Origin of the sequence: Sneathiella sp. (assembly GCF_036844445.1) — a bacterium.
Taxonomy (GTDB): Bacteria; Pseudomonadota; Alphaproteobacteria; order Sneathiellales; family Sneathiellaceae; genus Sneathiella.
In genome coordinates this window covers 290,904-317,469 of record NZ_DAIUFV010000004.1, presented here as the reverse complement: position 1 = coordinate 317,469, position 26,566 = coordinate 290,904, and the positions used below count along the sequence as shown (strand labels likewise).

Here is a 26,566-nt window from a genome sequence, read left to right as displayed (position 1 = left end):
TGTGGAGGGAAGGATGATCGATCTCGGGTGGACAGACGAACAGATGGCGATCCGCGAGGCAATCGAGCGGAAATGCCAGAAATACAGCGCCAACTACTGGCTGGAACGCGATACCGATGGCCGCTTCCCGGAAGAGTTTGTGCAGGATATCGCAGCGGATGGCTGGCTCGGGATCGCCATGCCCGAACAATATGGCGGCTCGGGGCTTGGCGTCACCGAAGCCTGCATCATGATGCAGGCAATCACGGAATCGGGCGCGGGCTACACGGGTGGCGGCGGGGTGCATATCAATATCTTTGGGCCAAGCCCGATCGTCGCCTATGGCACGGAGGAGCAGAAACAGCGCATGCTGCCACCGCTTATCCGCGGTGAGGATCGCTGCTGCTTTGGCGTAACCGAGCCCAACGCCGGGCTCGATACTTCGGCGATCGAGACGAAAGCCGAATGGGACGGCAGCAAATATATCATCAACGGCCGCAAGATGTGGACCTCGACGGCGCAGCGGGCCAACAAGATCCTGCTGCTGGTCCGCACGACGCCGCGCGATCAATGCAGCAAGCCGACGGGCGGCATGTCGCTTTTCTATACCGATCTCGACCGCAAATATGTCGATGTCCAGCGCATCGAGAAAATGGGCCGCAAGGCCGTCGATTCCAACGCGGTCTTTATCGACGGCCTGCCGGTCTCCAAAGACGACCTGATCGGTGAGGAGGGGAAGGGGTTTAAATATATCCTTCACGGCATCAATGCGGAGCGCATCCTGATCGGCGCGGAGACGGTCGGCTACGGGCGGGCAGGGCTCCGCCGGGCCGTGGAATATGCCAAGGAACGCGTTGTCTTCGGCCGCCCCATCGGCATGAACCAGGGGATCCAGCATCCGCTCGCCGATGCGTGGATGCAGCTCGAGGCGGCCAATCTCATGTGCTTTCAGGCGGCAAGGCTCTATGACGCCGGCAAGCCCTGCGGGGCGGAAGCGAATGCGGCGAAATATCTTGCCGCCGAGGCTGGCTTCACCGCCGTCGAGCGGGCCGTTATGACCCACGGCGGGATGGGCTATGCGAAGGAGTTTCATGTCGAGCGCTACTTCCGGGAAATCTTCCTCGCCCGGCTCGCGCCGGTCAGTCGGGAGATGATTTTGAACTATGTCGGGGAGCATGTTCTCGGGCTGCCGAAATCATACTGAGACCGGCGTGAGAGAGGGGCCCCAACTGCTTTCTTGACAATGATTAGATATCTAATAAATTTGTCGCATAACGAGAAAAAACGACAAGAAACGGGCAAAATCCGAGATCGATCACGGGATAACCGGGCCGGATTTTTTCCTCCAGACGATAAAAATCTAACGCGGGAGATCAACCATATGAGACTGACACGAAACTGGACACGGGCCGTCGCGGCGCTGGGATTTACGGCAGCGGTTGCGATGTCAACGACGGCTTTTGCGCAAACCAAGCTCCGCTGGTCGGAAGGTCAGCCGAACCGGGGTGTGCAAGCGGAAAATCTGCAATGGATGGCCGATGAGATCGGCAAGCGCACGAATGGCGAGGTAACGGCCGATATTCACTGGGGCGGCGCGCTTCTCGATTCCCGCTCCGGCCTCAAGGGCGTCGGCAACCGGGCGGCGGATATCGCGGCAATCATCTCCGCCTATACGCCGAAGGAGCTTGCGGCCTATGGCGTCGGCGATGTGCCGATTTCGAACGCCGATATCTGGGTCGGTATGCGGGCGATCTACGAGCTGTCCCTGACCCATCCGGCGCTGCAGAAGATGTTCGATGATCTCAACCTCGTCTATCTCACCAACCTCTCGACCAGCGCGATCCAGATCCTCTGCAAGGACCGCTTCATCAAAACGCTCGATGATCTGAAGGGCGTGAAAATCCGCGCCGCGGGCTCTTACGGTGACGTGCTGAAAGACCTCGGCGCGGATGTCGTCCGGATGAGCCAGGGTAAAGTCTACACGGCGCTTGATTCCGGCGTCGTGCAGTGCAACCAGAACTACCTCTACGCCATCGAGGTGTTCAAGCAGAATGAAGTCGCCAAGAAGCTGACCAAGCTCGACTGGGGACAGCATCTCTCCTACGGCATCGTGATGAACAAGGATGCTTTCAACGAAATTTCCAAGGAAAACCAGGAAATCATTCGCGCCATTACCTCCGATTTCATCGATCGCTATGCCCAGATGATGACCGAGGCGAATGAAAAAGCGCTGGAGCGGATGACCAGCGGCGATAACCCGGTCGAGGTTGCCACCATGGATCCGGCGGATAAAAAGAAGCTCGAAGAGCTTGGCTACGACAAGGTTCCGGGCTGGATCGAGCGGATGACCGCCGAAGGTCTGCCGGCGCAGGATATCTATGACAGCTACACGGCGCTGATCGCAAAATATGAGAAAATTCGCGACGAGCAGGGCTACCCGTGGAACAGGAAATAGGCCTTCCCAAAGAGGAACTGCCGGATCTGCGTCGTATTGATCCGGCGATCCTCGTCTGGCTCGAGAAGGCGGGGCTGATCGTCTCCTGCGCGGCGATCGCGGTCCTCGGCTTGATGATCATCGTTTCGGTCACCGCCCGCTACTTCGTTGGCTCCATCATCCCCGATGAGCTGATCTTTGCGGGCGAGCTGATGGTGACGCTCGTGGCGCTGCCATGGGCATTTGTCACGGCAGACCGGGGCCATATCGCGGTGGAGCTTTTCACTAACTGGGTGACGGGGCGGGGACGCATCTATCTCGATGTCTTCGCGACGCTGATCGGCCTTGCCATGGTCGTGCCGCTGACCTGGGCGACGGCAATCGACCTGATTACGGCGATTGACTATGGCAGCTATTTCGACGGCGATCTTTACCTGCCGGAATGGCCGGGCCGGCTGATGTTTTTCATCGGCTTCGTGCTCATGCTGGTGCGGATGATCCTGCTCCTGATCGGCGATATTCTCAGCCTTTATGACTACCACGAACCGGAAGTGAAGGAATAGTTGATGGATCCGTTTATGCTCGGAATCGCCGGCTTTCTGCTGGTTATCCTGTTACTGGTGCTGCGGGTTCCCATCGCCTATTCTCTGGGCGCGGTTGCTGTCGGCTGTACATTCCTGTTCTACGCCTGGCCGACAGGCGGAGAATTCAACGCCGCCGCCGGATGGCGAAGCGCAGCGGCCATCGTCACGGCGAACAGCTATGCCTTTGTCCATTCCTTCGAGTTGACAATGGTGCCGCTGTTTATCCTGCTGAGCCAGGTCGCCTTTCACGCCCGCATCACGACCGATATTTACAACGCGGCGCGGGTGTGGCTTGCGAAACTGCCGGGCGGGCTCGCCATCGCCTCAATCATGGGATGTGGCGGCTTCTCGGCCATTACCGGCTCGAGCGTTGCCTGCGCGGCGGCGATGGGGCGGATCTGCACGCCGGAAATGCTGCGCGCAGGGTATGGTCCCCGGCTTGCGACCTCGTCGGTTGCGGTTGGCGGTACGCTCGGGTCGCTGATCCCGCCCAGCGTCCCGTTCATCCTCTATGGCATTTTCACGGAAACATCGATCAGCAAGCTGTTTCTCGCCGGCGTCCTGCCGGGCTTCGTGTCCATCGTCGGCTATATCATCGTGGTGATGCTGTGGGTGAAGATCAACCCGGCCGAAGCGCCGACATATGAGGAGGAGCGCGTTCCCGGGGCGCGGCGCCGGGCGGCATTGCAGGCGTGGCCTGCGGTTGTCCTGTTCCTGCTGATCGTGGTCGGGATTTACGGGGGGTTCTTCACGACAACGGAAGCGGCGGCGGTCAGCGCCGGGCTTGCGGTGGTGATGGGTTTCATGCTGCGCCGTCTCACCTGGGCGACGTTTTTCGAGTCGCTGAAGGAGACCGCCTATCAGACCGCCATGATTTTCATGATCGTGTTCGGGGCGAAAATATTCGTCTCCTTCATCTCACTGACAGAAGTCTCCCCCTGGATCATTCATCATATTGAAGCGGCTAAGGTCTCCGACTGGCTGGTTGTCGCGATCATATGCCTGATGTTTCTCGTCCTCGGGATGTTTCTTGATCCGATCGGGATCCTCCTGCTCACGCTGCCGTTTTCGGTCCCCTTGATCGAGAATATGGGCATGGATCTTATCTGGTTCGGCGTGATTGTCGTGAAGCTGCTGGAAATCGGCCTGATTACCCCGCCGGTTGGTCTCAACGCCTTCGTCATCAAGGCCGTTGTCGGACGAGATGTGGAGTTGAGCGCAATTTTCTCCGGCATCATGCGGTTCCTAGTCGCGGAAATAATCATACTTATGTTGCTGCTGTTGATTCCGGCGATCTCGCTGCTGTTGCCGAACAGTATGTGAGCGGACTTCAAAACGGGTGAAGCCGTCGATTGCAAGTGAAAATTGCAAGGCGACGGTTTTACTCTTTGGCAGAAATGGGTAAACTGATTTTGCAGTGCGGCATACCATTGACAGGCAACGCACTTATGCACGCCATTTAATCACAGCTGGCAAAAGGCAGTCATGGCTACATCGGACAAGAACAGGGTTGATCCGGACGCGACAACCCGGGCAATACTGGCGCATTGGGAGCACATCAATCCGGATGACCGGATCGCGCATCTGGTACGGGATCTGGCGCGCGGGTTCAATCGGTCCCTGCAGACGCGGCTTGCCGATCACGGCGTGTCTTTCGGCCACTGGATTTTCCTCCGCGCCATGTGGCACCGGGACGGGGTGACGCAGCGCGACCTCGCCATCCAGGTCGGACTGACCGAGCCGACGACGCATACGGCGGTGACAAAAATGGTCGAGCTCGGCTATGTCACGCGCCGCCGCCGCGAGGGCAATCTCAAGAAGCAGTATATTTTTCTCACCAAGGCGGGGAGGGAGCTTGAGCAAAAGCTGGTTCCGCTCGCGCAGGAGGTCAACCAGATCGCCCTTGAGGGGATTGACGAGGAGACGCAGAAGATTGTGCGCGGCGCGCTTCTGAAAATGATCCGGCATCTGGCGCTCGATGAAGCGCAAGCCCTTGCCGAGGGGAAAAAGATCCCCTCGACAAGAAGCCTTGGCGCCGGAAACGGCTGACGCCGGCTCCTCCCGCAGGAGGGTCAGGAGGCCGCTTTAGCCATCTTGCTGAGAATTTCCTGCTCAAGCGCCTGCGTGCCGAGGGTGAGCCAGTCGGTTCCCTTCGGAACGATCCCCTGAAAGGAGGATATCTCTACCTGCGGCACGCGGGGTTCGCTAGTGCCGAGCGCCGGGGCCTTGCCGTCGCGGAACTGCTTGACCGCATCCAGCATCAGACGGCGGAACTCGACAACGGCGATATCGCTTGCGCCAAGGGTATCGCGGGTGCGGTCGACCAGTTTCCCCATGCTAACCCACATCGCGAGATCCTGATTGGGGATCCCCTTGATGCCGGTGAAATTGCCGTCCTTCATGGCCTCCCGGTCCTGGCGGAAATCATTGGCCATCGTGCGGACGGGATTGTAGCTCTCGTCAACATCGGTGCCTTTGACGAGATGGTTGAACGCGCGCCATTCCTCGGTGCCAACGGTGCTCGCCCCGCCCCAGGCAATGAAGTAGAACCAGGTTGAGGTATCATCCGCGGGCACGACGACGCTTGCCACGTTATAGGAGGAATTCGGCGGAATGAGGGAGATGAACGGCGCGACATAGACGGTGATGCGGGCATAGTCATGCGTCTGCGCATTCTTGATCGGGCGGCGGAGCGCCACGTAGCGGAATCCGTAAGGTGTCGCCTGCGAAATCATCCGCGGCGCCTTGTCGGTCGAGGGGCGTGTCCAGTTCGTCGCGGTGGCGCCTGCGCTTTCGACGCGCGCTGGCACCATATCGGAGGAATGCAGGCTTGATGAATGGGCGGAATCGATCTGGCCTTCCTGAACCTGCGCCCAGTTGCAGGGCACGCGCATCTTGGTGATTGAGACCTGCGTCTCCTCATCGGGGGAGAAGGGCGGGCGCTGAAACGCGGGCTTTTCCGCCGCCGGTCCCATATAGGCCCAGACGAAGCCGCCGGCTTCCTCTGTTGGGTAGGATTTGATTTTCGTCTTCTCTTTCATGGGCGACCCGACAGGCTCGGACGGCATCTCGACGACATTGCCCTCGATATCGAATTTCCAGCCGTGATAGAGACAGCGAAGGCCGCATTGCTCATTGCGGGCATAGACGAGGGAGGTGCCGCGATGGGGGCAGAATTCATCGAGCAGGCCGACCTTGCCATCGGAATTGCGAAACGCAACGAGTTCCTCACCGAGCAGTTTGACGCGCACGGGCTTGCCGTCCGCCTCCAGCTCTTCTGACATCAGCGCCGGGATCCAGTGGCGGCGCATCAGTTGCCCCATGGGCGCATCCCCTTCCACGCGGCACAAGAGATCATTCTCTTCCTTCGTCAGCATGAAAATCTCCAAAATAATTTAGACATCTAAGAAAATAATGTAGAATCGATTATGCCCCCTTGTCTAGCCCTTGCAAAAATAAAATTAGATATCTAATATAATTTTCCAAAGAGCACTGCGTACCCCGGATATGTGATGGAAAGTGAATTTATAAAAGTCGTCATTACGGACAAGAAAACTGTCGCAACTGATTATGGAATTCTGGAACTGACGCCCGTTGGCGGGGGTGCATTGCCGCCCTTTACCGCCGGGGCGCATATTGGCGTGAAGACGCCTGAGGGGAGTATGCGGCAGTATTCGCTCGCAGGCAGCCCCTATGAGCGGGGCAGCTACCGCATTGCTGTGCGCGCGGATCGCGACGGGCGGGGCGCCTCGCGCAGCATGGTCGAAGAAACCTCCGTTGGCGGGGTGCTTGAAATACTGCCGCCCGAGAATAATTTCGAGCTGGTTCCGGCGGATGAATATCTCTTTATCGCCGGCGGGATCGGCATTACGCCGATCCTTTCCATGTGCCACAAGCTGTGGGCGGACGGGCAGAAGAATTTCAGGCTCATCTACTGCACCCGCTCCCGCGAGGAGACGGTTTTCGCGAAGGAGCTGGAGGCCGCCCCGTTCGCATCGAACGTCACCTTGCATCATGATGGCGGCGATCCTGAGCGGATCTACGACCTCTGGCCGCATCTGGAAACGCCGGGTGCGGCGCATGTCTATTGTTGCGGCCCGAAGGTGATGATGGAGGATGTTCGCGATATGTCCGGCCACTGGCCGGCGGCACAGATCCATTTTGAAGACTTCCGTCCTGTCGAGGTGCGGCGCGCCGATGATCGCGAATTTACGGTGGTTTTGAAGAAATCGAACAGGCGCTTGCGGATACCGGAGGATCAGACAATCCTCGAAACCCTGCGCAAAGCCGGATATGATCATCGCTCTTCCTGCGAAAGCGGGGTCTGCGGCGCCTGCAAGACGGTGCTGCTGGACGGGGAGGCGGATCACCGCGACCTTGTGCTCAGCGAGGGCGAGAGAGGCAGGTTTATCATGATTTGCGTATCGCGCGCGGCGGGTGAGGAGATCACGATTGATATCTGAGGCGGTGGAACATACGGCATCGCCGCTCGGCCTCGGTGTTATCGGCCTTGGCCGCGCCTTCATGCTGACGTTGCCGTCCATTCTTGCCGACCCGCGGATAAGGCTTGCAGGTGCCACCGATCCGCGCGCGGAGGCGCGGGCGGAATTCACCGCGCGCTTTGATGCGCCCGCGCATGTAACCCTCGCCGATATGCTGTATGATCCGGCCATTGAGATAGTTTATGTCGCAAGCCCGCATCAGTATCACCGCGACCAAGCGATTGCCGCCCTTGCCGCCGGCCGGCATGTGCTGGTCGAAAAGCCGGTCGCGGTAACCCTTGAGGAGAGCCGCGCTATAATCGCTGCGGCAGAGCGTTATGATCGCCACGTCATTGTCGGGCCGAGCCATAGTTTCGATCCGCAAATCAACGCCGCCCTCGATATCGTGAAGTCCGGAGATTATGGCCGCCTCCGCCTGATCCGGGGAAGCTATTATACCGATTTCATGTATCGCCCGCGCCGCGCCGAAGAGCTGCGCACAGAGGCGGGCGGCGGCGTTATTTTCAGTCAGGCCGCGCATCACGTCGATCTTGTCCGCCTGCTCGCGGGGGGGCGGACGACGCGCGTTGCCGCGCTCACCGGAAACTGGGATCGTGCGCGCCCGACGGAAGGCGCCTACACGGCGCTTCTCACATTCGAGAGCGGCGTGATCGCCAATCTCACCTATTCCGGCTATGCGCATTATGACGGCGACGAGGCGGCGGGATGGATCGGCGAGCTTGGGGTGCGGAAAAATCCTGCCGATTATGGCGCGGCGCGGCGGCGGCTTAAAAACCTTGCGAGCGCGGAAGAAGAGGCGGCGCTTAAAAATTCGCGCGTCTTCGGGGTGGGGGCCGAGCTTCCCGCCGTGGAGGGGAACGAGCATTTCGGCGATCTGATGCTCAGTTTTGATCATGCGGATATCCGTATTCTGCCGAACGAGCTCAGAATTTACGGCGAGAGCGCAGTCACGACGCAGCCCATCCTGCCGGCCGCTGCCGGCCGCCGCCTTGTCATGGAGGCGATCTGGCGTGCGGCGCGGGAAAACCATCCCCCCGTTCAGGACGCTCGCTGGGGGCATGCGACGCTGGAAGTCTGCCAGGCCATGCTGACGTCGGCGGCGAGCGGCTGCTGGGAAAAACTTAACGAGCAGGTCGCCGTTCCGGGCTATCCTGCCGATCATCATAGCGGAGAATGACATGGGTAAGTTGAGGCTTTCGATTGCGATCGGCGACTATGACCGGAACCGGCCGCTGATGGACGGGCGGGTGCAGATTGACGGGGTTGATCCGGTTTTTATGGCGCTCACGCCGGAGGAGATGTTTTTTCGCGCCTTCCGCCATCAGGATTTCGATATCTCCGAAGTCTCCTTCGCCAGCCAGGTTCTCAGTATTGCGCAAGATCGCTCCCACTATCAGGCGCTGCCGATCTTTCTCTCGCGCGCGTTCCGCCATAGCGCGATCTATATCCGCACCGACAAGGGCATTGACTCCCCTGAGAAACTGAAGGGCCGGAAAATCGGCATTGCCGAATATCAGCTGAGCGCAAATGTCTGGGCCCGGGCGCTGCTCGAAGATGAATATGGCGTAAAGCCCTCCGACATACACTGGATCCGCGGCGGCATGAATTCGGCCGGACGGCCCGAGAAGCTCGCCTTCACCCTGCCGGATGACGTCACGATTACGCCCGCGCCGGAGGGCAAATCACTGAATGATCTCCTCATCAGCGGCGAGATTGACGGCTTTATCGGGCCGCGCAGCCCGAAATGCTATGACGATCACCACCCGGATATTGACCGGCTGTTCGGCAACACGGTGAAGGCGGCGAGCGCCTATTGGAAGAAGACAGGCATTTTCCCGATCATGCATTTGCTTGGCGTGCGGCGGAGCCTGCTTGCCGAGCATCCCTTTCTTGCGGGCGCGCTGATGAAGGCGTTCAGCGCATCGAAAGCGATGGCCGAGGAGATGCTAAAAGATACCTCGGCAACGAAAGTCACGATGCCCTTCGTTGAAGACCATTTGCGCAAAGCGCGCTTGCTAATGGGGGAGAATTTCTGGTCCTACGGGATCAATGGCAATGAAAAGACGATTGAAACCTTCCTCGACCATCACCACCGCCAGGGCCTCTCGGTGCGGCGCGTGACGATCGAGGAGCTGTTTCCGAAGAATGCGCTGGAGAGCTACAGTCTGTAGCCTGCGAAGGCCAGCCTGGCGCTTATCCGAAGACCGACCAGCCGGCTTCTCTTGCCAGGACCTCCATCGCTTCCGTGCCGAGCTTGGAGTTGCCGTAGCTGTTTAGTCCCGGCGACCAGACGGCGATCGAGGCGCGGTTCGGCGCAATGACGAGAATACCGCCCCCGACGCCGCTTTTGCCCGGCAGCCCGACGCGAAAGGCGAAATCGCCCGACCCGTTATACTGGCCGCAGGTCATCATCAGCGCATTGATGCGGCGAATGCGGGCGCTCGAGATCAGGCGTGGAAGGCTGCTGCCCGGCGCGTTCATCAGGAACCGCCCTGACCGGGCGAGCTGTTCACATGTCATCTCGATGGCGCACTGGTGGAAATAGGTGCCGAGCGTCAGCTCAATAGCGCTATGCATATTGCCGTAGGAGAGCAGGTAGTTGGCAAGCGCGGTATTACGCGCGCCCGTCGCTTTCTCCGACCGCGCGACCCGTTCATTGATACGGATATCTTCATCATCCGCTGCCGTTCGGATAAAGCGGAGCATCTCGCCAAGCGTCTCGGCGGGCGTGCTTCCGGCGAGGATGGCGTCGGTCACGACGAGCGCGCCGGCATTGATGAAGGGATTGCGGGGAATGCCTTTCTCATATTCGAGTTGCACGATGGAGTCGAAGGCGTAGCCCGATGGTTCCCGTCCGACACGGTGCCAGAGGCTGTCGCCGAGACGGCCGAGAGCCAGGGCGAGGGAGAAAATCTTGGAAATACTCTGAATAGAAAAGGGCGTCGCCGCATCGCCCGCTGAATATTGCGCACCGTTCGCGAGGCAGACGCTGATGCCGAACTGGCTCGGATCGATACGGGCGAGTTCGGGGATATAGTCGGCGACCGCGCCGCGATCCGTCTCCGCCCGGGCGGCCGCGCTGATGCGCTCCAGTAAGTTTTCGATATCCATACGTTACTCCACCCAGGTTATCTGGTGCAAACGTTCCCGCTACTCCGGCGCCGTGATGAGGAAGGCGCGAAAATCATTGACGTTGGTGAAGGTCGGACCCGGGATCACCTGCGCCCCCACGCCGGCAAAAAACCGGTGACTGTCGTTATTTTCGAGGCAGGCGGAGGGATCGAGACCCGCCGCTGCCGCCTGCTTTAGCGTGTCGGGGCCGATTACCGCGCCCGCGACTTCGGCGGCTCCGTCGACGCCGTCGGTATCGCACGCAATGGCGAAAATACCGCGCGCGCCCTCAAGGGTGAGGAGGGCCGAGAGCAGAAGTTCCGCATTGGGGCCGCCAATGCCGCCGCCCCGCCGCGTCACCGTGCATTCGCCCCCTGACAACAGCAGGAGCGGGGCATCCTCCGGCGTCATTTCCCGCTGCAATTCAAGCGCAAGACGCGCCTGCTCGCGGCCAACGTCGCGCGCCTCGCCCTCGATCGCATCGCCGAGAAGACGGACATCAATGCCATAGTTCCGGGCGCGCGCGGCCGCTGCCGAGAGCGACTGCGCCGGCGAGGCGACAATCCGGTTTGTCACGCGCGAGAGGCGGGGATCATTGGGCGCAAGGACGCCCGTTTCGCCGGCGAGGACGGCGGCAACGGAGGCCGGAATATCGGCCTTGATGCTTTCCAGAATGGCGCGGACGTCCGCTGCAACGCTCGGGTCGCCGACGGTCGGGCCGGAGGCGATAGAGGCAGGATCATCGCCCGCGACATCCGAAATCATCAGAGTTGTTATTGGCGCGGGGAAAGCGGCGGCCGCCAACTGCCCGCCTTTGACGCGCGAGAGATGCTTGCGGACGAGGTTGATTTTATCGATGGCAACGCCAGAGGCGAGGAGGGTATGGGTAAGCGCCTGCTTCTCCGCAAGGGAGATTTCGCCTGCCGGCGCGACCAGAAGCGCCGAGCCGCCGCCGGAGATGAGATTGAGAATGTGATCGTTCGGGCCGCATTCGCGGAGCATGTCAAGGATACGGCGGGTTGCGCGCACCCCCGCCTCATCCGGCACCGGATGCCCCGCCTCGGCGATCTCGATCCCGGCGCAGGGGCGGGCGTAGCCGTAGCGCGTAATCACCAGCCCATCGCACGGGCCCCAGACGCTTTCAACCGCCTCCGCCATGCGGGCCGATGCCTTGCCCGCGCCAATCACCACAAGGCGCCCCGCCGGCCGCGGCCCGAGCAGGGCCGGAAGGATGGTCATGGGATCGGCCGCGCGGACCGCCGTCTCGAACAGCTCATTTAAAATGTCGAACGGCGCGCGCGCCGGCATGGCTGAGCCTTTCAGATCATCGGTCGCCGCCTCAGGATAAATGCGGCCTGCAGAAATTTATGACCGGATCGGGCCTAGAGCGCAAGTACCAGCAGATCGCTTTTGCTTCGCGAACAGCAGGGGGTCATCAGCTTGTGGGAGGCGTGTTCCTCATCGGTCAGCACTTCATCGCGGTGATCGGGGATGCCCTCCAGCACCTCGGTGATGCAGGTCCCGCATATCCCCTGTTCGCAGGAGAGGAGGATGGGGACGCCATGCCGCTTGAGCGCGGCGGCAATGGTCTCATCGGCGGCGACATCGATAATTTCGCCGCTGCTGGCAATTTGCACCTGAAATGCCCGCTCACCGTGGGCAGGCTCCGGTGGGGTCAGGGTGAAATATTCGCGGTGAACGGCCTCCGCCGGCCAATGTTTCTCGGCCTCCTTGATGACCGCGTCCATAAATCCTGTCGGACCGCAGACATAAAGATGCATCCCCGGCGCGTAAGTCGCGAGAAGCTGTGGAATATCGAGCTGTTGCGCCGGCGCTTCATCATCGAAATGCAGCGTTACCTGCCCGTGATAGGGGCTTTCCGCAACCTACGGCAGGAAGGCGGCGCGTTTACGTGAGCGGGCGCAATAATGCACCTCGAACGGTGCGCCGAGATGCGAGAGCCGCGCCGCCATGCTGAGGATTGGCGTGACCCCGATGCCGCCGGCGAGCAGCAGGGATTTCGTTGCCGTCTCATGAAGCGGAAAATTGTTGCGCGGGGCGCTGATTGTCAGCACATCGCCTTGGCCGATATGGTCATGGAAATATGCCGATCCGCCCCGGCCGACACTCTCCTTCAGGACGCCGATAACGTAGCGGTCGCGCTCCCCCTGATCGTTCAGCAGGGAATATTGACGGATGAGTTCCCCGGAGAGATGCACATCAATATGTGCGCCGGCGGTGAAGGCGGGCAGCGGCTTTCCCTCCGGATCGCGCAATTCGTAGCGCATGATCGAATCGCTTTCCCGGCGTGCCAGGCTGACAACGACTTTCAGTAACTCTGCCACAATAAATCTCCTGATGTTGCCGCAGCGCAAACCCGGCCCGCGGCGCGGCCCCTATCTTTGGATATAGGCTTCTTGAGGCTTTGTGAAGCACTCCGGGAGCGGGGTATGGGCCTCCTGCACCTCTTCAGGGGCGGAGTGCGACGATATATCGCATCAAATACGGCGGCGCGGGATGCTGCTCGTATAGGTATTGATCGATTGCAGGTGCCGGTCCGCCATCTGCAGCGCATCCAGCGCGCCCTCGCGGTCCTGATGGGCGAGCAGGGCGCAGAGCACTTCCGACACGGCAAGGGCGGGGGTGAGGGTGTGAAAAAAGCTCCGGCTTTCCGTCGAGCAGTAAATTACCTGATCGCTGACCGGGACAAGCGGCGAGACTTCGCTGTCGGTGATCGCGACCACCTGCATGCCTTTCTGATGCGCCTCGGCGGCAAGATCGAGCGACTGAACGACATAGGGATTGATGGAGATGACGAGCAGAAGGTCGCTTTCTTTCGCCCAGATCAGCCCGTCGCCGGCCGTGTTGGCGGCGCCGTCGAGATTGATTGTCTTGTCGCCGAGCAGGGAGAGTACGTAATGGAAGTGCCACGCCACCGAATGGCAGGAGCGCAGGCCGAGTACATAGATGCGCCGGGCGGCCTTCATCCGGTCGGCGATATCGGTGAGGCGCTCCAGCGTCTCGGTCTGGCAGAGCCGCAGGATCTGGTTGGCAAGCCCCTGCAGGACGGAGAGGGCAAGATTGTCGCTTCCGGTTTCGGAATTGCTGACGCTCACCTCCCGCGCCTTGGCGGCAAACCCCTCGCTCTGATACCGGATCTCCGCCGCGTAATGTTCACGGATCTCGTGATATCCCTCAAGGTCGAGGAATTTCGCGAGGCGCGTCATTGTGGCGGGCTGGACACCGGCTTTTTTCGAGAGCTCCCGCATCGAGACGAGCGCCACCTCCTGTGGATGATCGAGGATATAGCGCGCCGCCGTTTGCAGCTGTTCGGACATTTCGTCGAATCGTTCGATGATGCGCCCTCGCGTATCGGATTTCTGAAACATTTGTCTCCCTTTCCGTTGGCTCTCACCGGACGACTTTTTCGAACATGTCGCAATATCTAAAACATATAGCGCAAGTTTGAAAGATTATTTCCCGGCGACCGATCATTCAACTGTTTCATACACTCTCGTATTGACTGCCAGTGTTTCTTTATATCTAATGATGAAACAAATGTTTTAACATTATGTTTCACGCACCTTCACGCGGCAGACGCGATTTTGAGGATCGGCCTGCCCAAAATGGAACCAGAGATGACCCGCATTCTCCACCGCACTATCGGTCCCGCTCCCCGCACCGCCGTGTCCGGCCGGGGCATCTATATTATGGATACGGAGGGGCGGGAATATATCGACGGATCCGGCGGCGCGGCGGTCAGTTGCCTTGGCCATAATCACCCGGAGGTGGTTCGCGCCATGCAGGAGCAGATGGCGAAGATCAGCTACGCGCATACCTCCTTTTTCACCACCGAGGCGGCGGAAGAGCTGGCCGTGAAGCTGACCGATCTCGCGCCCGGCGATCTTGATTATCTCTATCTCGTCTCCGGCGGGTCGGAAGCGGTTGAAGCGGCGCTTAAAATGGCGCGCCAGTATTTCGTCGAGATCGGCGAGCCTGAGCGCCGCCATATCATCGCGCGCCGGCAAAGCTATCATGGCAACACCATCGGCGCGCTCGCGGCCGGGGGCAATGCCTGGCGGCGGGAGCCGTTCAAGCCGATCTTGCCGGAAACGCACCATGTCTCGCCTTATTACGCCTATCGCGAGAAGCAGGAGGGCGAGACGGCGAGCGACTATGCGGCGCGGCTGGTTGCCGAGCTGGAGGCGAAAATCCTTGAGCTTGGCAGTGATCAGGTGATGGCATTCGTCGCCGAGCCCGTGGTCGGCGCCACGATGGGCGCAGTTGCCGCCGAGGCCGACTATTTCCAGGGCGTCCGGCGGGTTTGCGATAAATATGGCGTGCTGCTTATTCTCGATGAGGTGATGTGCGGCATGGGCCGGACGGGAACTCTGTTCGCCTGCGAGCAGGACGGTATTGCGCCCGATCTCATGACCATCGCGAAAGGCCTTGGCGGCGGCTACCAGCCGATCGGCGCGGTGCTTCTGAGTGGCAGGATATATAACGCGTTCCGCGACGGCTCCGGCTTCTTCCAGCACGGCCATACCTATATCGGCCATCCGATTGCTGCTGCGGCCGCGAACAAGTTGGTCGATCTCGTTGCCGATCCCGCCATGCTCGAAAATGTTCGCCGGATGGGCGAGCGGCTGCAGGAAGGGCTTGGTTCGCTGCTCGGCCAGTCGCCGTTTGTCGGCGATATCCGGGGCAGGGGGCTGTTCCGGGGGATCGAGCTGGTCGCCGATCGCGACAGTAAAGCCCCGTTCGACCCATCGCTCAAAATGCATGCGCGCGTCAAGCGCGCGGCCATGGACCGCGGCCTGCTTTGCTACCCGATGGGTGGCACCATTGATGGCCGGCAGGGCGATCACGTGCTGCTGGCGCCGCCCTATATCGTAACGCCTGACGAAATCGACAGGATTGCCGAGCGGGTGGCGGATGCCATCAAGGCGTCAACGACCGAATGACAAGGAGGAGTTAATGGGATATCGCATCGCGTTTGCCGGGTTCATGCTGGAATCGGTAACGGCTGTGCCGGTCATCAGTACGAAGGCCGATTTCGAGAACCGCCTCGCGTGCGGGCAGGAAATTGTGGAGCGCTTTCGCGGCACCAACACGGTGGCGGGCGGTTGCCTCAAGGTGCTGGAAGAGGAGAAGATGACGGTCGTTCCTATCGTCCAGGCGTTGATCGGCGCGCTCGGACCGGCCTCTGACGAGGCAATCGAGTTTATGACGCGCGAGATTGTCGGGGGCCTCAAATCTACAGGTGATCTCGACGGCATCGTTCTCTTCCTGCATGGCGCCTGCTGGGCGCCGGGCTATGAGGATGTCGAGCGGCATGTGCTGGACCGCGTGCGCGAGGCTTTTCCCGAAATCCCGATGACTGTCGCGCTCGACTATCACGGCAATGTGGACAGCAAGAGCTTCCGTAATGTCGATGCGGCCGTCGCCTATCGACATTCGCCGCATATCGACATGGGCGAGACGGGGGAGCGGGCAACGAAGGCGCTCCTTCGCATCCTGAAGGAGGGGAGGAAGCCCGGCCTTGCCGTCGCCAAACCCGGCATCGTTATTCCGTCGATTTTATCTGCGACAAAACTTGAACCACTCGCAAGCGTCATTGCAGAAGCAAGGGCGATTGAGGCGGCGAATGACTGCGATATCTCGGTCATGGCTGGCTTTTCTTACGCGGATTCGCCGAACACGGGCATGGCGGTCGTCTGCGTCGACTGGGACGGGCAGGCAGCGGCGGAGGAAAAGGCGCTGCGGATTGCGAAGCGGCTGCATGATCTGCGCCGGGAGATCTCAAACGCCATCCCGATCTATAATGTCGAAACGGCGCTCGCCGATCTTGAGGCGCGACCGGGCGCGCAGAAACCCGTCGTGCTGCTCGAGCATGCCGACCGGATGAATGATTCGACGCATCTTCTGAAAGCCTTGCTGACGCGGGATGTCGGGCGCGTCAACGTTCCCTTCCTCTTCTGCCCCGAAACGGCGGCGCAGGCCGTGGAAGAGGGTGAGGGGGCGGAAATTCGCGTACGTCTTGCCGGACGCACTTCGCCGGAGACGGGCGGGCCGGTCGAGACGACGGCGCGTATCCTCTGGGCGGGTCCGAAAAGCTATCGCATCACCGGCAAGATGCAGCATGGCGCGCCGGTCGATCTTGGCAATACCGCGCTCCTGCAAATCGGTAATATCCGCATTTCGGTCGTCTCGCAGTTCGCCTTCGCGATTGATGGCGATCCTTTCTACATCTTTGGCGAGAAGCCGGAAGATTACGATGTGATCCTGCTCCGCTCCAAGACCCACTTCCGGGATTTCTATGAACCGGCAGCGGACCGCATCCTTGTGGTCGACACGCCCGACCTCGGACCTGCCGACGTCAATCTGATCCCCTATCGCCAACTGGACAAGTCGCGTGTGTATCCTTGGTGCGAGTCCCCGGAAATTACCCGCTAAGTAGATAAACTGACAGGAGAGAGAAAATGAGACTATTGCCGACGATAACTTCCCTGCTCGTTGCGGCCGTGGCCGTGCCGCTTCTCGCCGTGCCGGCAAAGGCGGAGACGACGCTGAACGCGGTTGTACATGCGCCGCTCCGGGCGCTGGATCCGAGCGTCAGCACGGCCCGTATCACCCGCACCCACGGCTTTATGGTGTTCGACACGCTGCTCGGGCTTGATGACGATCTGATGGTGCAGCCGCAGATGGCGTCCTACACGACCTCCGACGACAAGCTCACCTATACTTTTACGCTCCGCGACGGCCTGAAATGGCATGACGGTGCGCCGGTGACGGCGGCCGACTGCGTTGCATCGCTCGAACGCTGGGGAAAATTTGACGGCGCCGGCCGGAAGATGATGGAATATGTGAGCTCCATCGAGGCCGTCTCGGACAACAGCTTCGTGATCAAGCTCGAAACAGCCTTCGGTCCGCTGCCGGATCTTTTGGCGAAGCCCTCGCCGATCCCGGCCTTCATGATGCCAAAGCGGCTTGCCGAGTTGCCGGAAGGGGAGCAGATCAAGGACATGATCGGCTCCGGCCCGTTTAAATTCGTCGCCGATGAGTTCCAGCCCGGCGTCCGTGCGGTCTATGTGAAGAATGAGGATTATATCCCGCGCGACGAGCCGGCGAGCGGTTCTGCCGGCGGCAAGGTGGTGAAAGTTGACCGGGTGGTGTGGAATGTCATGCCCGATACGCAGACGACGCTGAATGCGCTGATGTCGGGCGATGTGGATATCGTCGAGAATGTCCCCATTGACCTGCTACCGCTGCTTGAGACCGACAGCGATATCGTGGTTGGCGACACCAAGCCGGTCGGATCGCAGCTGACCGGGCAGTTCAACCACACGCAGCCGCCGTTCAGTGATGTGAATATCCGCCGCGCCGCCATGTATGCGTTGGATCAGGAGCAGCTTCTTGCCACCGCCATCGGCAATCCGGATTACTACACGCTCTGCGCCTCCTCTTATGGCTGCACGGTCCCGCTCGCGTCCGATGCGGGCCATGAATATCTCGACGGCCCTGCCGAAGAGCGCATGGAAAAGGCCAAAAAGCTGCTTGCGGAAGCCGGCTATGACGGCACGCCCATCCTGATGATGCAGCCGACCGATCTTGCAAGCCTCAATTCGCAGCCGATTGTCGCGGCCGAGCGCCTGAGGGAGGCCGGCTTCAAGGTCGATGTGGTGCCGATGGACTGGGCTAGCCTGCAGGCCCGTAAGGACAGCCAGAACGCGGTTGCCGACGGCGGCTGGAACATGTTCTTCACCTTCTGGGGCGTTGAAGGCATCTGGAACCCGCTCGCCAATCCGCTGATCGATGGGACGGGCGATGCGAACGCCTGGGCCGGCTGGCGCATCAGCCCGGAAGTGGAAGCGCTGCGTGGCCAGTATATCGCCTCGACGGATCTGGAAGAGCAGAAGAAAATTGCCCGCGAGATCCAGCAGATCGCTTATGATCAGGCGTTCTACTTCAACGGCGGCGAGTTCCGCGGCGCCTCCGCATGGCGCAGCAATGTTGACGGGATTGTGCCGGGGATGGTCCTGCAGTTCTGGAACATCACCAAGGACTGACGGCACCCCCCGGGATACGGAACCGCCCCTTCGATGACGCGGTTCCGACCCCCTGATTGAGAGAGGGAAGAGAAACGCATGGCGCAATATTTTCTGAAACGGGTGATCATGGCCGTTCCGGTCATGCTGTTTGTCGCCGTTTTCGTCTTCCTGCTGTTGCGTCTTGCGCCGGGCGATCCGGCGCTGATGATCGCCGGTGAGCTCGCGACGCCCGAACAGCTTGCCGCTATCCGCCGCAATCTCGGCCTCGACGGATCGCTGACGTCGCAGTTTTTCACCTGGATGGGCAATCTGCTGAAGGGTGATTTCGGCATCTCGCTCATCTCCAACCAGCCGGTGCTGACATTGATTGCCCAGCGGCTTGAGCCGACCCTCGCGCTCACACTCGTCACCATGGTCATCACCATCATCATTGCGGTGCCGCTTGGCGTCTTTGCGGCATGGCGGCACGGCGGACTGACCGACCGCGCCGTGATGATCATCTCGGTGATCGGTTTCTCGATCCCCGTCTTTGTCATCGGCTATGTTCTGATCTCTATTTTCGCGGTCAATCTGAAGCTGTTCCCGGTGCAGGGCTATCGTCCGCTCGCGGGCGGCTTTCTGCCCTTTATCGAACGGCTGATCCTGCCGGGCCTTGCCCTTGCCTCGATCTTCATCGCTCTCGTCTCCCGCATGACGCGGGGATCGATGCTGGAGGTGCTGCGCGAGGATTATGTCCGCACCGCGCGGGCCAAGGGGCTCTCCGAGTGGCTGGTGCTGTTCCGTCACGCGCTTCGCAACGCGGCGATCCCGATCCTTACCGTGATCGGCGGCAGCTTCGCGATGCTGATTTCGGGCGTCGTGGTGACGGAAAGCGTCTTCAACATCCCGGGTCTCGGCCGGCTCGTCATTGATGCAGTCCTTGCCCGCGACTATCCCGTCATTCAGGCGATCATTCTGCTGACATCGGGTGTCTATGTGGTGATCAACCTGCTGATCGATCTCTCTTACGCCCTGACCGACCCGAGGATCCGCTACTGATGAGTGTCTCGAACTACAGCGATGAGATGCCGCGCCGGCGCCTGCTTGCCAACCGGCCGCACTGGCTCACCCTGCTCGCGATCCTCATCCTCGTGGCGATCGTCATCATGGCGGTGTTCGCCCCCTATATCGCCAATTTCGAGCCGACGAAGCTGAATTCGGCAATGCGCCTGAAGCCAAGCTCCGACGTCTACTGGATGGGCACCGACAGCTATGGCCGCGACCTTTTCTCCCGCGTCGTATACGGGGCGCGTATCTCGCTGATCGTCGGCGGCGGGGTGGCGCTTGGATGCATCCTGATTGGCATGCCGCTTGGGCTGCTCGCCGGCTGGTTCCGCTGGATCGACAGTATTCTGATGCGGATTATGGACGGGCTGATGGCGATCCCGAGTATCCTGCTCGCCATTGCTATTGTCGCGCTCACCAATGCCGGTCTTGGCACGGTTATTTTCGCCATAATGCTGCCCGAGATCCCGCATGTGGTCCGGCTTGTCCGCTCGCGCGTGATAGCGGTGCGGAGTGAAACCTTTGTCGATGCTGCGGTGCTGCTCGGCACCTCGCCGCTCAAGATCATCTGGAAGCATCTCCTGCCCGCAACCTACGCGCCGATGATCGTCCAGGGCACTTTCATCTACGCCGGCGCCATTCTCACGGAAGCTGCGCTTTCCTTCCTCGGCGTCGGGATCGGGGCGGAGATGCCGAGCTGGGGCAATATCATGGCCGAGGGGCGGCTATATTTCGCACTGAACCCGTGGCTGATCTTCTGGCCGGCGATCGTGCTGTCGCTTTGCATCCTGTCGATCAACCTTCTTGGCGATGCGCTCCGCGACTGGCTCGATCCCAAAATGAAAAACAGGAACGCGCCATGACCCGGACAGCGGCTAAGCAGGATTATATACTCTCGGTCCGGGATCTTCGGGTAAAGACGCGGGACGCGAACGGAGAAGAGATCCTGAAAGGGATCAGCTTCGATATCCGCCCGGGCGAGGTGATGTGCCTTGTCGGTGAGAGCGGATCGGGAAAATCAGTAACCTCGCTCGTCGCCATGGACCTGCTGCCGAAGGAGGAACTGGTCGCGACCGCAGACGAAGTGCTGCTGAACGGCGAGGATATCCTCCACGCCAAGCCGGCGCGCACCCGGGCGCTCCGCGGCCTTGAAATGGCGATGATCTTTCAGGAGCCGATGACCGCCCTTAACCCGGTGCTGAAAATCGGCCTGCAGCTCGACGAGGTGTTCCGCGCGCATAAAAAGCTCGGCGCGAAAGCCCGCCGCCAGATGGTGCTGGATGCGCTGGACTCAGTGCGTCTGCCGGACCCCGAGCGCATCTACGACAGCTATCCGCACCAGCTCTCCGGCGGGCAGCGCCAGCGGGTGATGATTGCCATGGCGCTTGCGCTGAAGCCGAAGCTGCTGATCGCCGATGAGCCAACGACGGCCCTCGATGTGACGACGCAGAAGCAGATCCTGAACCTGATCCGTGAGCTGCAGCGCGAACAGCAGACGGCGGTCCTTTTCATCACTCACGACATGGGTGTTGTGGTCGATATCGCCGACAGCGTCTGCGTCATGCGCAAGGGCGAGATTGTCGAACATGGCAGCGTTGATGCGGTGCTTGGCAATCCGCAGGCCGACTATACCCGCGATCTGCTGTCCGCAGTCCCCTCCCTGGTTCCGCGGCCACAGAATGCAGCCCTTTCACCGGCACCCGTAATAGAGGTGAAAGGGCTGCATAAAGAATTTGTCATCGGCTCGACGTTCGGCCGCCTGTTCGGGCGTGCGTCTCACTCCGTCCATGCGGTGAAAGAGGCGAGCTTCGCGCTTCAGAAAGGCCGCACGCTCGGCATCGTCGGCGAGAGCGGCTCCGGCAAATCGACGGTTGCCCGTTGTCTCCTCCGCCTTGAGGATCCGACGGGCGGTCAAATCCTGATCAAGGGCGAGGATATCGCCGGGCTTTCCGGTCAGCGCGCGCTTGCGCCGGCGCGGCGGACCGTGCAGATGGTCTTTCAGGATCCCAACCGCTCGCTCAACCCGCGCATCCGCATTGGCGACAGCCTGATCGAAGGCGCGCTCAATCTCGGCGAATCGCGCGCCTCCGCCCTGAAACGCGCCGGCGAACTTCTCGAAGTTGTCGGGCTCTCGAAATCCGTTCTCAACCGCTATCCGCATCAGTTCTCCGGCGGCCAGCGCCAGCGTCTTGCTATCGCCCGGGCGCTGATCATGGAGCCCGACGTCATTGTCGCGGACGAAGCGGTCTCCGCCCTCGATGTGACGGTGCAGGCGCAGGTGCTTGACCTATTTGCTGAAATCCAGAAACGGCGTAATCTTGCCATGCTGTTCATCACCCACGACCTTCGCGTCGCCGCGCAGGTCTGCGACGAGGTGATGGTGATGCGCCGGGGCGAGGTGGTCGAGATAGGGGCGGCGGCCGACGTTCTCGCCAATCCGCTGCATGAATATACAAAAGCGCTGATCGATGCCGTGCCGGGACTCGGCTGGGATTTTGAACGCGGCCGCCGAATTGAAAGGGAGGAAGTCGTATGATCCGGGCATCGCTTGTCCAGATGGATGTCAAACCGCTCGCGCCGGCCGAGAATTTTGCCCGAATGCGCGCGTTCGTGGCGGCGGAAGCGGAGGCGGGGAGCAATCTCATCCTTTTCCCCGAGCTTTCCAATACCGGCTATGTCGAGCCGCCGGCGCCCGGATCGCCCTTTGTGAGCAACGTTCCGAACTACGCGGCCGCGCTGGTCGATGCGTCAGCCGATCCGGCGGGGGAGGAGATCGGGAGCCTTGCTGCGCTTGCCGAGGAGAAGGGCGTTTACATCGTTGCCGGTCTCGCGCTCCGCGATGCGGTGCTCGCGGGCGTGATCCGCAACTCCTCGCTGCTGATCGGGCCGGGCGGCGTCCTCGGCCGCTATGACAAGGTGCATCAGTGGCAGAATGAAAAGCTCTACTTCCGTCCGGGGGAGCGGATTGATGTTTTTGATATGGCGGCGACGCCGCTCGGGATGCAGATCTGTTACGACATTCGCTTTCCCGAGATCACCCGCATTCTCGCCATGAAGGGCGCGCAGGTGGTTACCTCTGTCTGGGCCTCTTTCGGGCGAGACGGGGAGCCGGTCGCCGATGACGGCCTGTTTATCCACCGTGTGTATACCCGGGCGGCGGAAAACGGAATCTTTTTTCTCAGCTGCAACCGCGCCGGGGTGCACGGCAATTTCCGTTTCTTCGGCCGCTCCTGCGCGGCCGGGCCGGACGGCACGATCCTCGGCGCGCTCGATCATGACCGCGAGGATGTCCTCCGCGTCGATATCGATCTCAGCCGGATTGCCACCTATCGCGGCTTCACCGGCATCTGGGCGGACCGCGCGCCGCATGTCTACGCAAAAGCGCTTGCGGAGGAAACGCGATGAGCAAGGAAGTGACGAGCTCTCCCCGGCCGCCGATTGCGGACGCCGACTGGCCCGCGGAGATTGCCGATCTGAAGGATGGCTTTGCCGGGCAGCTCAATGTCTATCGGACGATGGCGTATCATCCGGCGCTTTTGCGTGCCTGGGCGCCGCTGCGCCAGCATATTGTCAAGGACAGCGCCCTCGGGCCCGAGCGTTCAGAGATTGTCATACTGAGGGCCGCGCATCGCCTCGGCTCCTCTTATGAATGGTCGCATCACGTCCACCGGGCGCGCCTCCTTGGCATGAGCGACGCGCGGATCGAGGCCGTGAGGAACACGCCGGAAGGGGAGGACGGGCTGATCGCCCGGGCGGTCGATGCGCTGTTCGATCTCTATCACCTGCCGCCCGAACTGGAGCAGGAGCTTGCCGCCTCGCTCGGGCATGAGGCGGTTTTCGATCTTATCGCGACGGTCGGCTTTTACAGCGTTCTCGGATATCTGCTCCTCACCTACGAGACGCCGCTTGATACCGATGTGGCCGAGAAGCTCGGCAAAGCGCCGACGGACTGACGGGCGTCTGCGCCAGCGCACCGAAGCCCTTCAGGGAGGAGGACAGCCTTATCGGCTCTGCCGCGAACGATAACCGCTTCCCCGGCCAGCGGCTGGAGGCGGAGACGGGTCTTCACTACAACTACTTCCGCGACTACGACCCCACCACCGGCCGCTACCTGCAATCCGATCCCATCGGCCTTGCAGGCGGGATCAACACCTACGGCTATGTCAGCGGCAATCCGGTGAACTATGTCGATCCGGAGGGGCAATTTGCTGCCGTGGTCGTTCCCGTTGTAGGTGCTTTGATCGTTGGCGGCGTTATCATATATGATCTTTTGCGTGAAGAAGACCCGAAGCAATGCAAAATCAACCTCGACATTTCTAGTGTTTTATCCCTGCACAAGTTTGGGTCTAAGAAAGGATATGCTCCGCCGCCTCTACACGCGGTTCCAGCTCCGGGTAAACCGGGGCCAGAGGATGGTTATGTACCGCCGAAGAAACGCCCGAAAAATGCCGATAAGGATGGGCGCGTACCTAACCCGAATGGCCCCGGAAAAGGCTGGCCGGCAGCAGATGGGGGCGTTTGGGTGCCAACTGGAGAAGGTGCGTATGGAGGGCCGCATTGGGATGTACAATACCCAGGAGGGGGTTATGTTAATGTACACCCTGGCGGCAAGAGACGCGGAGGAAAGAAAAGTGGTAAAAGAAAATGAGTAAAATTGAAGAAGTTGAATTGGAAGCATATAGTGTCATGTATTTTGGCCCGAATGACGAAAGTGCCTTTTTTGAATGGATAGAGAAAATTCCCTCTATTTCAAATTACTTTGGGGAAGGTAGATCGCTTTTCATGACGGTTGATATGAAAAAATTGAATGAAACTGATCTCAGAAGCATCATTGCATTATTTCACAGATACAAAATCGAGAAAAAACAACTGAAGGTATTTAATACCGGAAAATTTTCTAAATGGTTTTCTGATCCCATTCAATATTGGTACGAAGACGTATTTAAGTAGTATGTATGGCTGGTAGTAGATTTCTCTAGGTCTTTGCCGACGCGATCAAGTTCGTCTCCAATGACGGAGAGGAGATGAACTTCTTCCATCCCGATCATCTGGGCGCGCCGCAGAAGATGACGGATGCGGACCGCAACATCGTCTGGGACGCGAGCTTCCTGCCGTTCGGGTTTAAGGTTATTCGATTATGCTTTTGCTCCTAAAAGTTTGGCGGCGGCTTTCAATCGATCCAGCCCGATGGTTTCATCTTTTCCGATCCCCCGGCCCGCAAGGCCCGCGATTTTGCCGATAATTCGCAATCCGCCCGAAGATTTTGCAATTTCGGTGATGTAAAAGGGAGCTATTTGGAAAACAAATATTCCGGTCAGCGTTTTCCGGCCCGGATGATTCCGTCCCCTTTCCGGATCGGGTCCGCACACGCATTTGTGATAATTTTCTGATATATCGAGAACAAAATTTGAACTTGCTGGCGTTATCGTATTGAAATCAAATGATTAAAAAAATCTTGCAAATGAGAACAAAACATGTACATTAAAGGCAGTTGCATCCGCTACGGGCCTGTGAAATAAGGGGAGATTGATGGTGAGCACAGCTTTAAAACTCGTTGAAGCAGGTAGCATGGACAAGAAAAAAGCGTTAGAAGCGGCGTTGAGCCAGATCGATCGGGCGTTCGGAAAAGGATCGGTAATGCGGCTTGGGCAGCGGGAAACGCTGGATGTCGCCGCTATCCCCACGGGCTCGCTCGGGCTTGATATCGCGCTTGGCATCGGCGGTCTGCCGAAGGGGCGGGTAATTGAGATTTACGGGCCGGAAAGCTCGGGTAAAACGACCCTTGCGCTGCATGTGATTGCCGAAGCGCAGCGCCAGGGCGGAACGTGCGCCTTTATCGACGTGGAACATGCGCTGGATCCGGTCTATGCGCGCAAGCTCGGTGTCAATCTGGATGAGCTGCTGATCTCCCAGCCCGACACGGGGGAGCAGTCGCTGGAAATCACCGATACGCTGGTCCGCTCGGGCGCGGTCGATGTGCTGGTTGTCGACAGCGTTGCCGCGCTGGTGCCGCAGGCCGAACTCGAGGGCGAGATGGGCGATACGCATGTCGGATTGCAGGCGCGGCTGATGAGCCAGGCGCTTCGCAAGCTGACGGGGTCCATTTCCCGCTCCAACTGCATGGTGATCTTCATCAACCAGATCCGCATGAAGATCGGCGTGATGTTCGGCAGCCCCGAAACCACAACTGGCGGCAATGCGTTGAAATTTTATGCCTCGGTGCGGCTCGATATCCGCCGCATCGGCCAGATCAAGGTGAAAGATGAGGTGGTCGGCAACCAGACCCGCGTCAAGGTGGTCAAGAACAAGGTGGCGCCGCCATTTCGGATGGTGGAGTTCGACATCATGTATGGCGAGGGCATTTCCAAGACGGGCGAAATTCTCGATCTCGGGGTGAAGGCCGATATTATCGAGAAGTCGGGCTCATGGTATTCCTACGACAGCCAGCGGATCGGGCAGGGGCGCGAACAGGCAAAATTGTTCCTGAAGGAAAATCCGGAAATGACCGAGGCGATCGAACAGAAGATCCGGGCGAACGCAGGCGTTCTCTCCGAAGCGCTGCAGGGCATGCCCGACGCGGATGACGAGGGAGACAAGTTCACGGACGATTGAGTGCGCCCGAGAAATGCGACATAACGAACCCCGGCTTTTACCGGGGTTTTTTATTTTGTTGAGCGACGTTGCGGGCCGTCACGATAGAGCCGCGGGAAGCGGGACGAAAGAAAGGCCGCCCTTGCGTGAGCGGCCTGGTTGCGGCCCCGCCGGCAGGCGACGAATGCACAGGGTGCAATGTCTCATATCGGGGGCAGCATGGGCGTCAATTCGTGCCGTTACCGCCTGCCGCGGTTATCGGCGCCCGCG

The 26,566-nt window shown here is 60.1% G+C and carries 24 protein-coding genes and 2 pseudogenes; 21 read left to right on the top strand and 5 right to left on the bottom strand.

From position 1 onward, the window contains the following. Window positions 1-16 precede the first annotated feature (16 nt). The 5 genes from V7Z56_RS10485 (at window position 17) to V7Z56_RS10465 (ending at window position 5,046) form a co-directional block, all read left to right on the top strand. A complete protein-coding gene (locus V7Z56_RS10485; RefSeq protein ID WP_443023793.1) occupies window positions 17-1,183 on the top strand; it encodes an acyl-CoA dehydrogenase family protein in 1,167 nt (388 codons plus the stop codon). A 177-nt stretch (window positions 1,184-1,360) separates the two neighbouring features. Further along, window positions 1,361-2,434, top strand: a complete 1,074-nt coding sequence (locus V7Z56_RS10480; protein ID WP_334129377.1) for a C4-dicarboxylate TRAP transporter substrate-binding protein — start codon at window positions 1,361-1,363, stop codon at window positions 2,432-2,434. After that, the gene (locus tag V7Z56_RS10475; protein ID WP_334129376.1) at window positions 2,419-2,976 is read left to right on the top strand and encodes a TRAP transporter small permease; all 558 of its coding nucleotides are present in this window, start codon (window positions 2,419-2,421) and stop codon (window positions 2,974-2,976) included. The genes V7Z56_RS10480 and V7Z56_RS10475 overlap by 16 nt, the downstream gene beginning before the upstream one ends. Before the next feature lie 3 nt (window positions 2,977-2,979). Continuing rightward, window positions 2,980-4,320 (top strand): TRAP transporter large permease, encoded by a 1,341-nt coding sequence (locus V7Z56_RS10470; RefSeq protein ID WP_334129375.1) that lies wholly within the window; start codon window positions 2,980-2,982, stop codon window positions 4,318-4,320. A gap of 162 nt (window positions 4,321-4,482) precedes the next feature. Then, entirely contained in the window at window positions 4,483-5,046 is a 564-nt protein-coding gene (locus V7Z56_RS10465) for a MarR family winged helix-turn-helix transcriptional regulator (protein ID WP_334129373.1), read from the top strand. Between the two features lie 23 nt (window positions 5,047-5,069). On the opposite strand, the gene V7Z56_RS10460 is transcribed toward V7Z56_RS10465, so the two are convergent. Then, the gene (locus V7Z56_RS10460; protein WP_334129372.1) at window positions 5,070-6,374 is read right to left on the bottom strand and encodes a Rieske 2Fe-2S domain-containing protein; all 1,305 of its coding nucleotides are present in this window, start codon (window positions 6,372-6,374) and stop codon (window positions 5,070-5,072) included. A gap of 135 nt (window positions 6,375-6,509) precedes the next feature. On the opposite strand from V7Z56_RS10460, the gene V7Z56_RS10455 reads away from it, so the two are divergent. The 3 genes from V7Z56_RS10455 to V7Z56_RS10445 are packed head-to-tail and all read left to right on the top strand — an operon-like array spanning window position 6,510 to window position 9,670. Beyond that, window positions 6,510-7,460, top strand: a complete 951-nt coding sequence (locus V7Z56_RS10455) for a PDR/VanB family oxidoreductase (RefSeq protein WP_334129371.1) — start codon at window positions 6,510-6,512, stop codon at window positions 7,458-7,460. Beyond that, window positions 7,450-8,676: a Gfo/Idh/MocA family oxidoreductase gene (locus V7Z56_RS10450; RefSeq protein ID WP_334129370.1), complete on the top strand. Its 1,227-nt coding sequence runs from the start codon at window positions 7,450-7,452 to the stop codon at window positions 8,674-8,676. The genes V7Z56_RS10455 and V7Z56_RS10450 overlap by 11 nt, the downstream gene beginning before the upstream one ends. Window position 8,677: 1 nt before the next feature. After that, window positions 8,678-9,670, top strand: a complete 993-nt coding sequence (locus V7Z56_RS10445; protein WP_334129369.1) for a PhnD/SsuA/transferrin family substrate-binding protein — start codon at window positions 8,678-8,680, stop codon at window positions 9,668-9,670. Between the two features lie 22 nt (window positions 9,671-9,692). Here V7Z56_RS10445 and V7Z56_RS10440 read toward each other — a convergent pair whose 3' ends face one another. The 4 genes and pseudogenes from V7Z56_RS10440 to V7Z56_RS10420 form a co-directional block, all read right to left on the bottom strand. After that, entirely contained in the window at window positions 9,693-10,610 is a 918-nt protein-coding gene (locus tag V7Z56_RS10440; RefSeq protein WP_334129368.1) for a glutaminase, read from the bottom strand. 39 nt (window positions 10,611-10,649) lie between these two features. Further along, entirely contained in the window at window positions 10,650-11,918 is a 1,269-nt protein-coding gene (locus V7Z56_RS10435; protein ID WP_334129367.1) for a glycerate kinase type-2 family protein, read from the bottom strand. Between the two features lie 74 nt (window positions 11,919-11,992). Further along, window positions 11,993-12,958 (bottom strand): annotated as a pseudogene (locus V7Z56_RS15690) (PDR/VanB family oxidoreductase). Window positions 12,959-13,108: 150 nt separating this feature from the next. After that, window positions 13,109-13,999, bottom strand: coding sequence for a MurR/RpiR family transcriptional regulator (locus V7Z56_RS10420; RefSeq protein ID WP_334129364.1), 891 nt, complete (start codon window positions 13,997-13,999; stop codon window positions 13,109-13,111). Between the two features lie 249 nt (window positions 14,000-14,248). Here V7Z56_RS10420 and V7Z56_RS10415 point away from each other — a divergent pair, with 249 nt between their 5' ends. The 13 genes and pseudogenes from V7Z56_RS10415 (at window position 14,249) to recA (ending at window position 26,317) form a co-directional block, all read left to right on the top strand. Further along, window positions 14,249-15,574: an aspartate aminotransferase family protein gene (locus V7Z56_RS10415; RefSeq protein ID WP_334129363.1), complete on the top strand. Its 1,326-nt coding sequence runs from the start codon at window positions 14,249-14,251 to the stop codon at window positions 15,572-15,574. A gap of 13 nt (window positions 15,575-15,587) precedes the next feature. Continuing rightward, a complete protein-coding gene (locus V7Z56_RS10410; protein WP_334129362.1) occupies window positions 15,588-17,066 on the top strand; it encodes a M81 family metallopeptidase in 1,479 nt (492 codons plus the stop codon). Window positions 17,067-17,092: 26 nt separating this feature from the next. Continuing rightward, a complete protein-coding gene (locus tag V7Z56_RS10405) occupies window positions 17,093-18,679 on the top strand; it encodes an ABC transporter substrate-binding protein (RefSeq protein ID WP_334129361.1) in 1,587 nt (528 codons plus the stop codon). 78 nt (window positions 18,680-18,757) lie between these two features. Next, window positions 18,758-19,699, top strand: a complete 942-nt coding sequence (locus V7Z56_RS10400) for an ABC transporter permease (RefSeq protein ID WP_334129359.1) — start codon at window positions 18,758-18,760, stop codon at window positions 19,697-19,699. Beyond that, window positions 19,699-20,568 (top strand): ABC transporter permease, encoded by an 870-nt coding sequence (locus V7Z56_RS10395; protein WP_334129358.1) that lies wholly within the window; start codon window positions 19,699-19,701, stop codon window positions 20,566-20,568. The genes V7Z56_RS10400 and V7Z56_RS10395 overlap by 1 nt, the downstream gene beginning before the upstream one ends. After that, the gene (locus V7Z56_RS10390; protein ID WP_334129357.1) at window positions 20,565-22,241 is read left to right on the top strand and encodes an ABC transporter ATP-binding protein; all 1,677 of its coding nucleotides are present in this window, start codon (window positions 20,565-20,567) and stop codon (window positions 22,239-22,241) included. The genes V7Z56_RS10395 and V7Z56_RS10390 overlap by 4 nt, the downstream gene beginning before the upstream one ends. After that, entirely contained in the window at window positions 22,238-23,110 is an 873-nt protein-coding gene (locus V7Z56_RS10385) for a carbon-nitrogen hydrolase family protein (RefSeq protein WP_334129356.1), read from the top strand. Before V7Z56_RS10390 ends, V7Z56_RS10385 begins: the two co-directional genes overlap by 4 nt. Then, window positions 23,107-23,658, top strand: coding sequence for a carboxymuconolactone decarboxylase family protein (locus V7Z56_RS10380; protein ID WP_334129355.1), 552 nt, complete (start codon window positions 23,107-23,109; stop codon window positions 23,656-23,658). The genes V7Z56_RS10385 and V7Z56_RS10380 overlap by 4 nt, the downstream gene beginning before the upstream one ends. A gap of 71 nt (window positions 23,659-23,729) precedes the next feature. Continuing rightward, window positions 23,730-23,921: pseudogene (locus tag V7Z56_RS15685) on the top strand (RHS repeat-associated core domain-containing protein); the annotation flags it as partial. After that, window positions 23,919-24,353 (top strand): polymorphic toxin type 37 domain-containing protein, encoded by a 435-nt coding sequence (locus tag V7Z56_RS15680; RefSeq protein WP_443023792.1) that lies wholly within the window; start codon window positions 23,919-23,921, stop codon window positions 24,351-24,353. The pseudogene V7Z56_RS15685 and the gene V7Z56_RS15680, both read left to right, overlap by 3 nt. After that, window positions 24,350-24,655: a hypothetical protein gene (locus tag V7Z56_RS10370; protein WP_334129354.1), complete on the top strand. Its 306-nt coding sequence runs from the start codon at window positions 24,350-24,352 to the stop codon at window positions 24,653-24,655. The genes V7Z56_RS15680 and V7Z56_RS10370 overlap by 4 nt, the downstream gene beginning before the upstream one ends. A gap of 74 nt (window positions 24,656-24,729) precedes the next feature. Then, complete coding sequence (locus V7Z56_RS10365) at window positions 24,730-24,858, top strand: RHS domain-containing protein (RefSeq protein ID WP_334129353.1); 129 nt, start codon at window positions 24,730-24,732, stop codon at window positions 24,856-24,858. A gap of 376 nt (window positions 24,859-25,234) precedes the next feature. Beyond that, window positions 25,235-26,317: a recombinase RecA gene (gene recA / locus V7Z56_RS10360; protein WP_443023780.1), complete on the top strand. Its 1,083-nt coding sequence runs from the start codon at window positions 25,235-25,237 to the stop codon at window positions 26,315-26,317. Window positions 26,318-26,566: the final 249 nt, after the last annotated feature.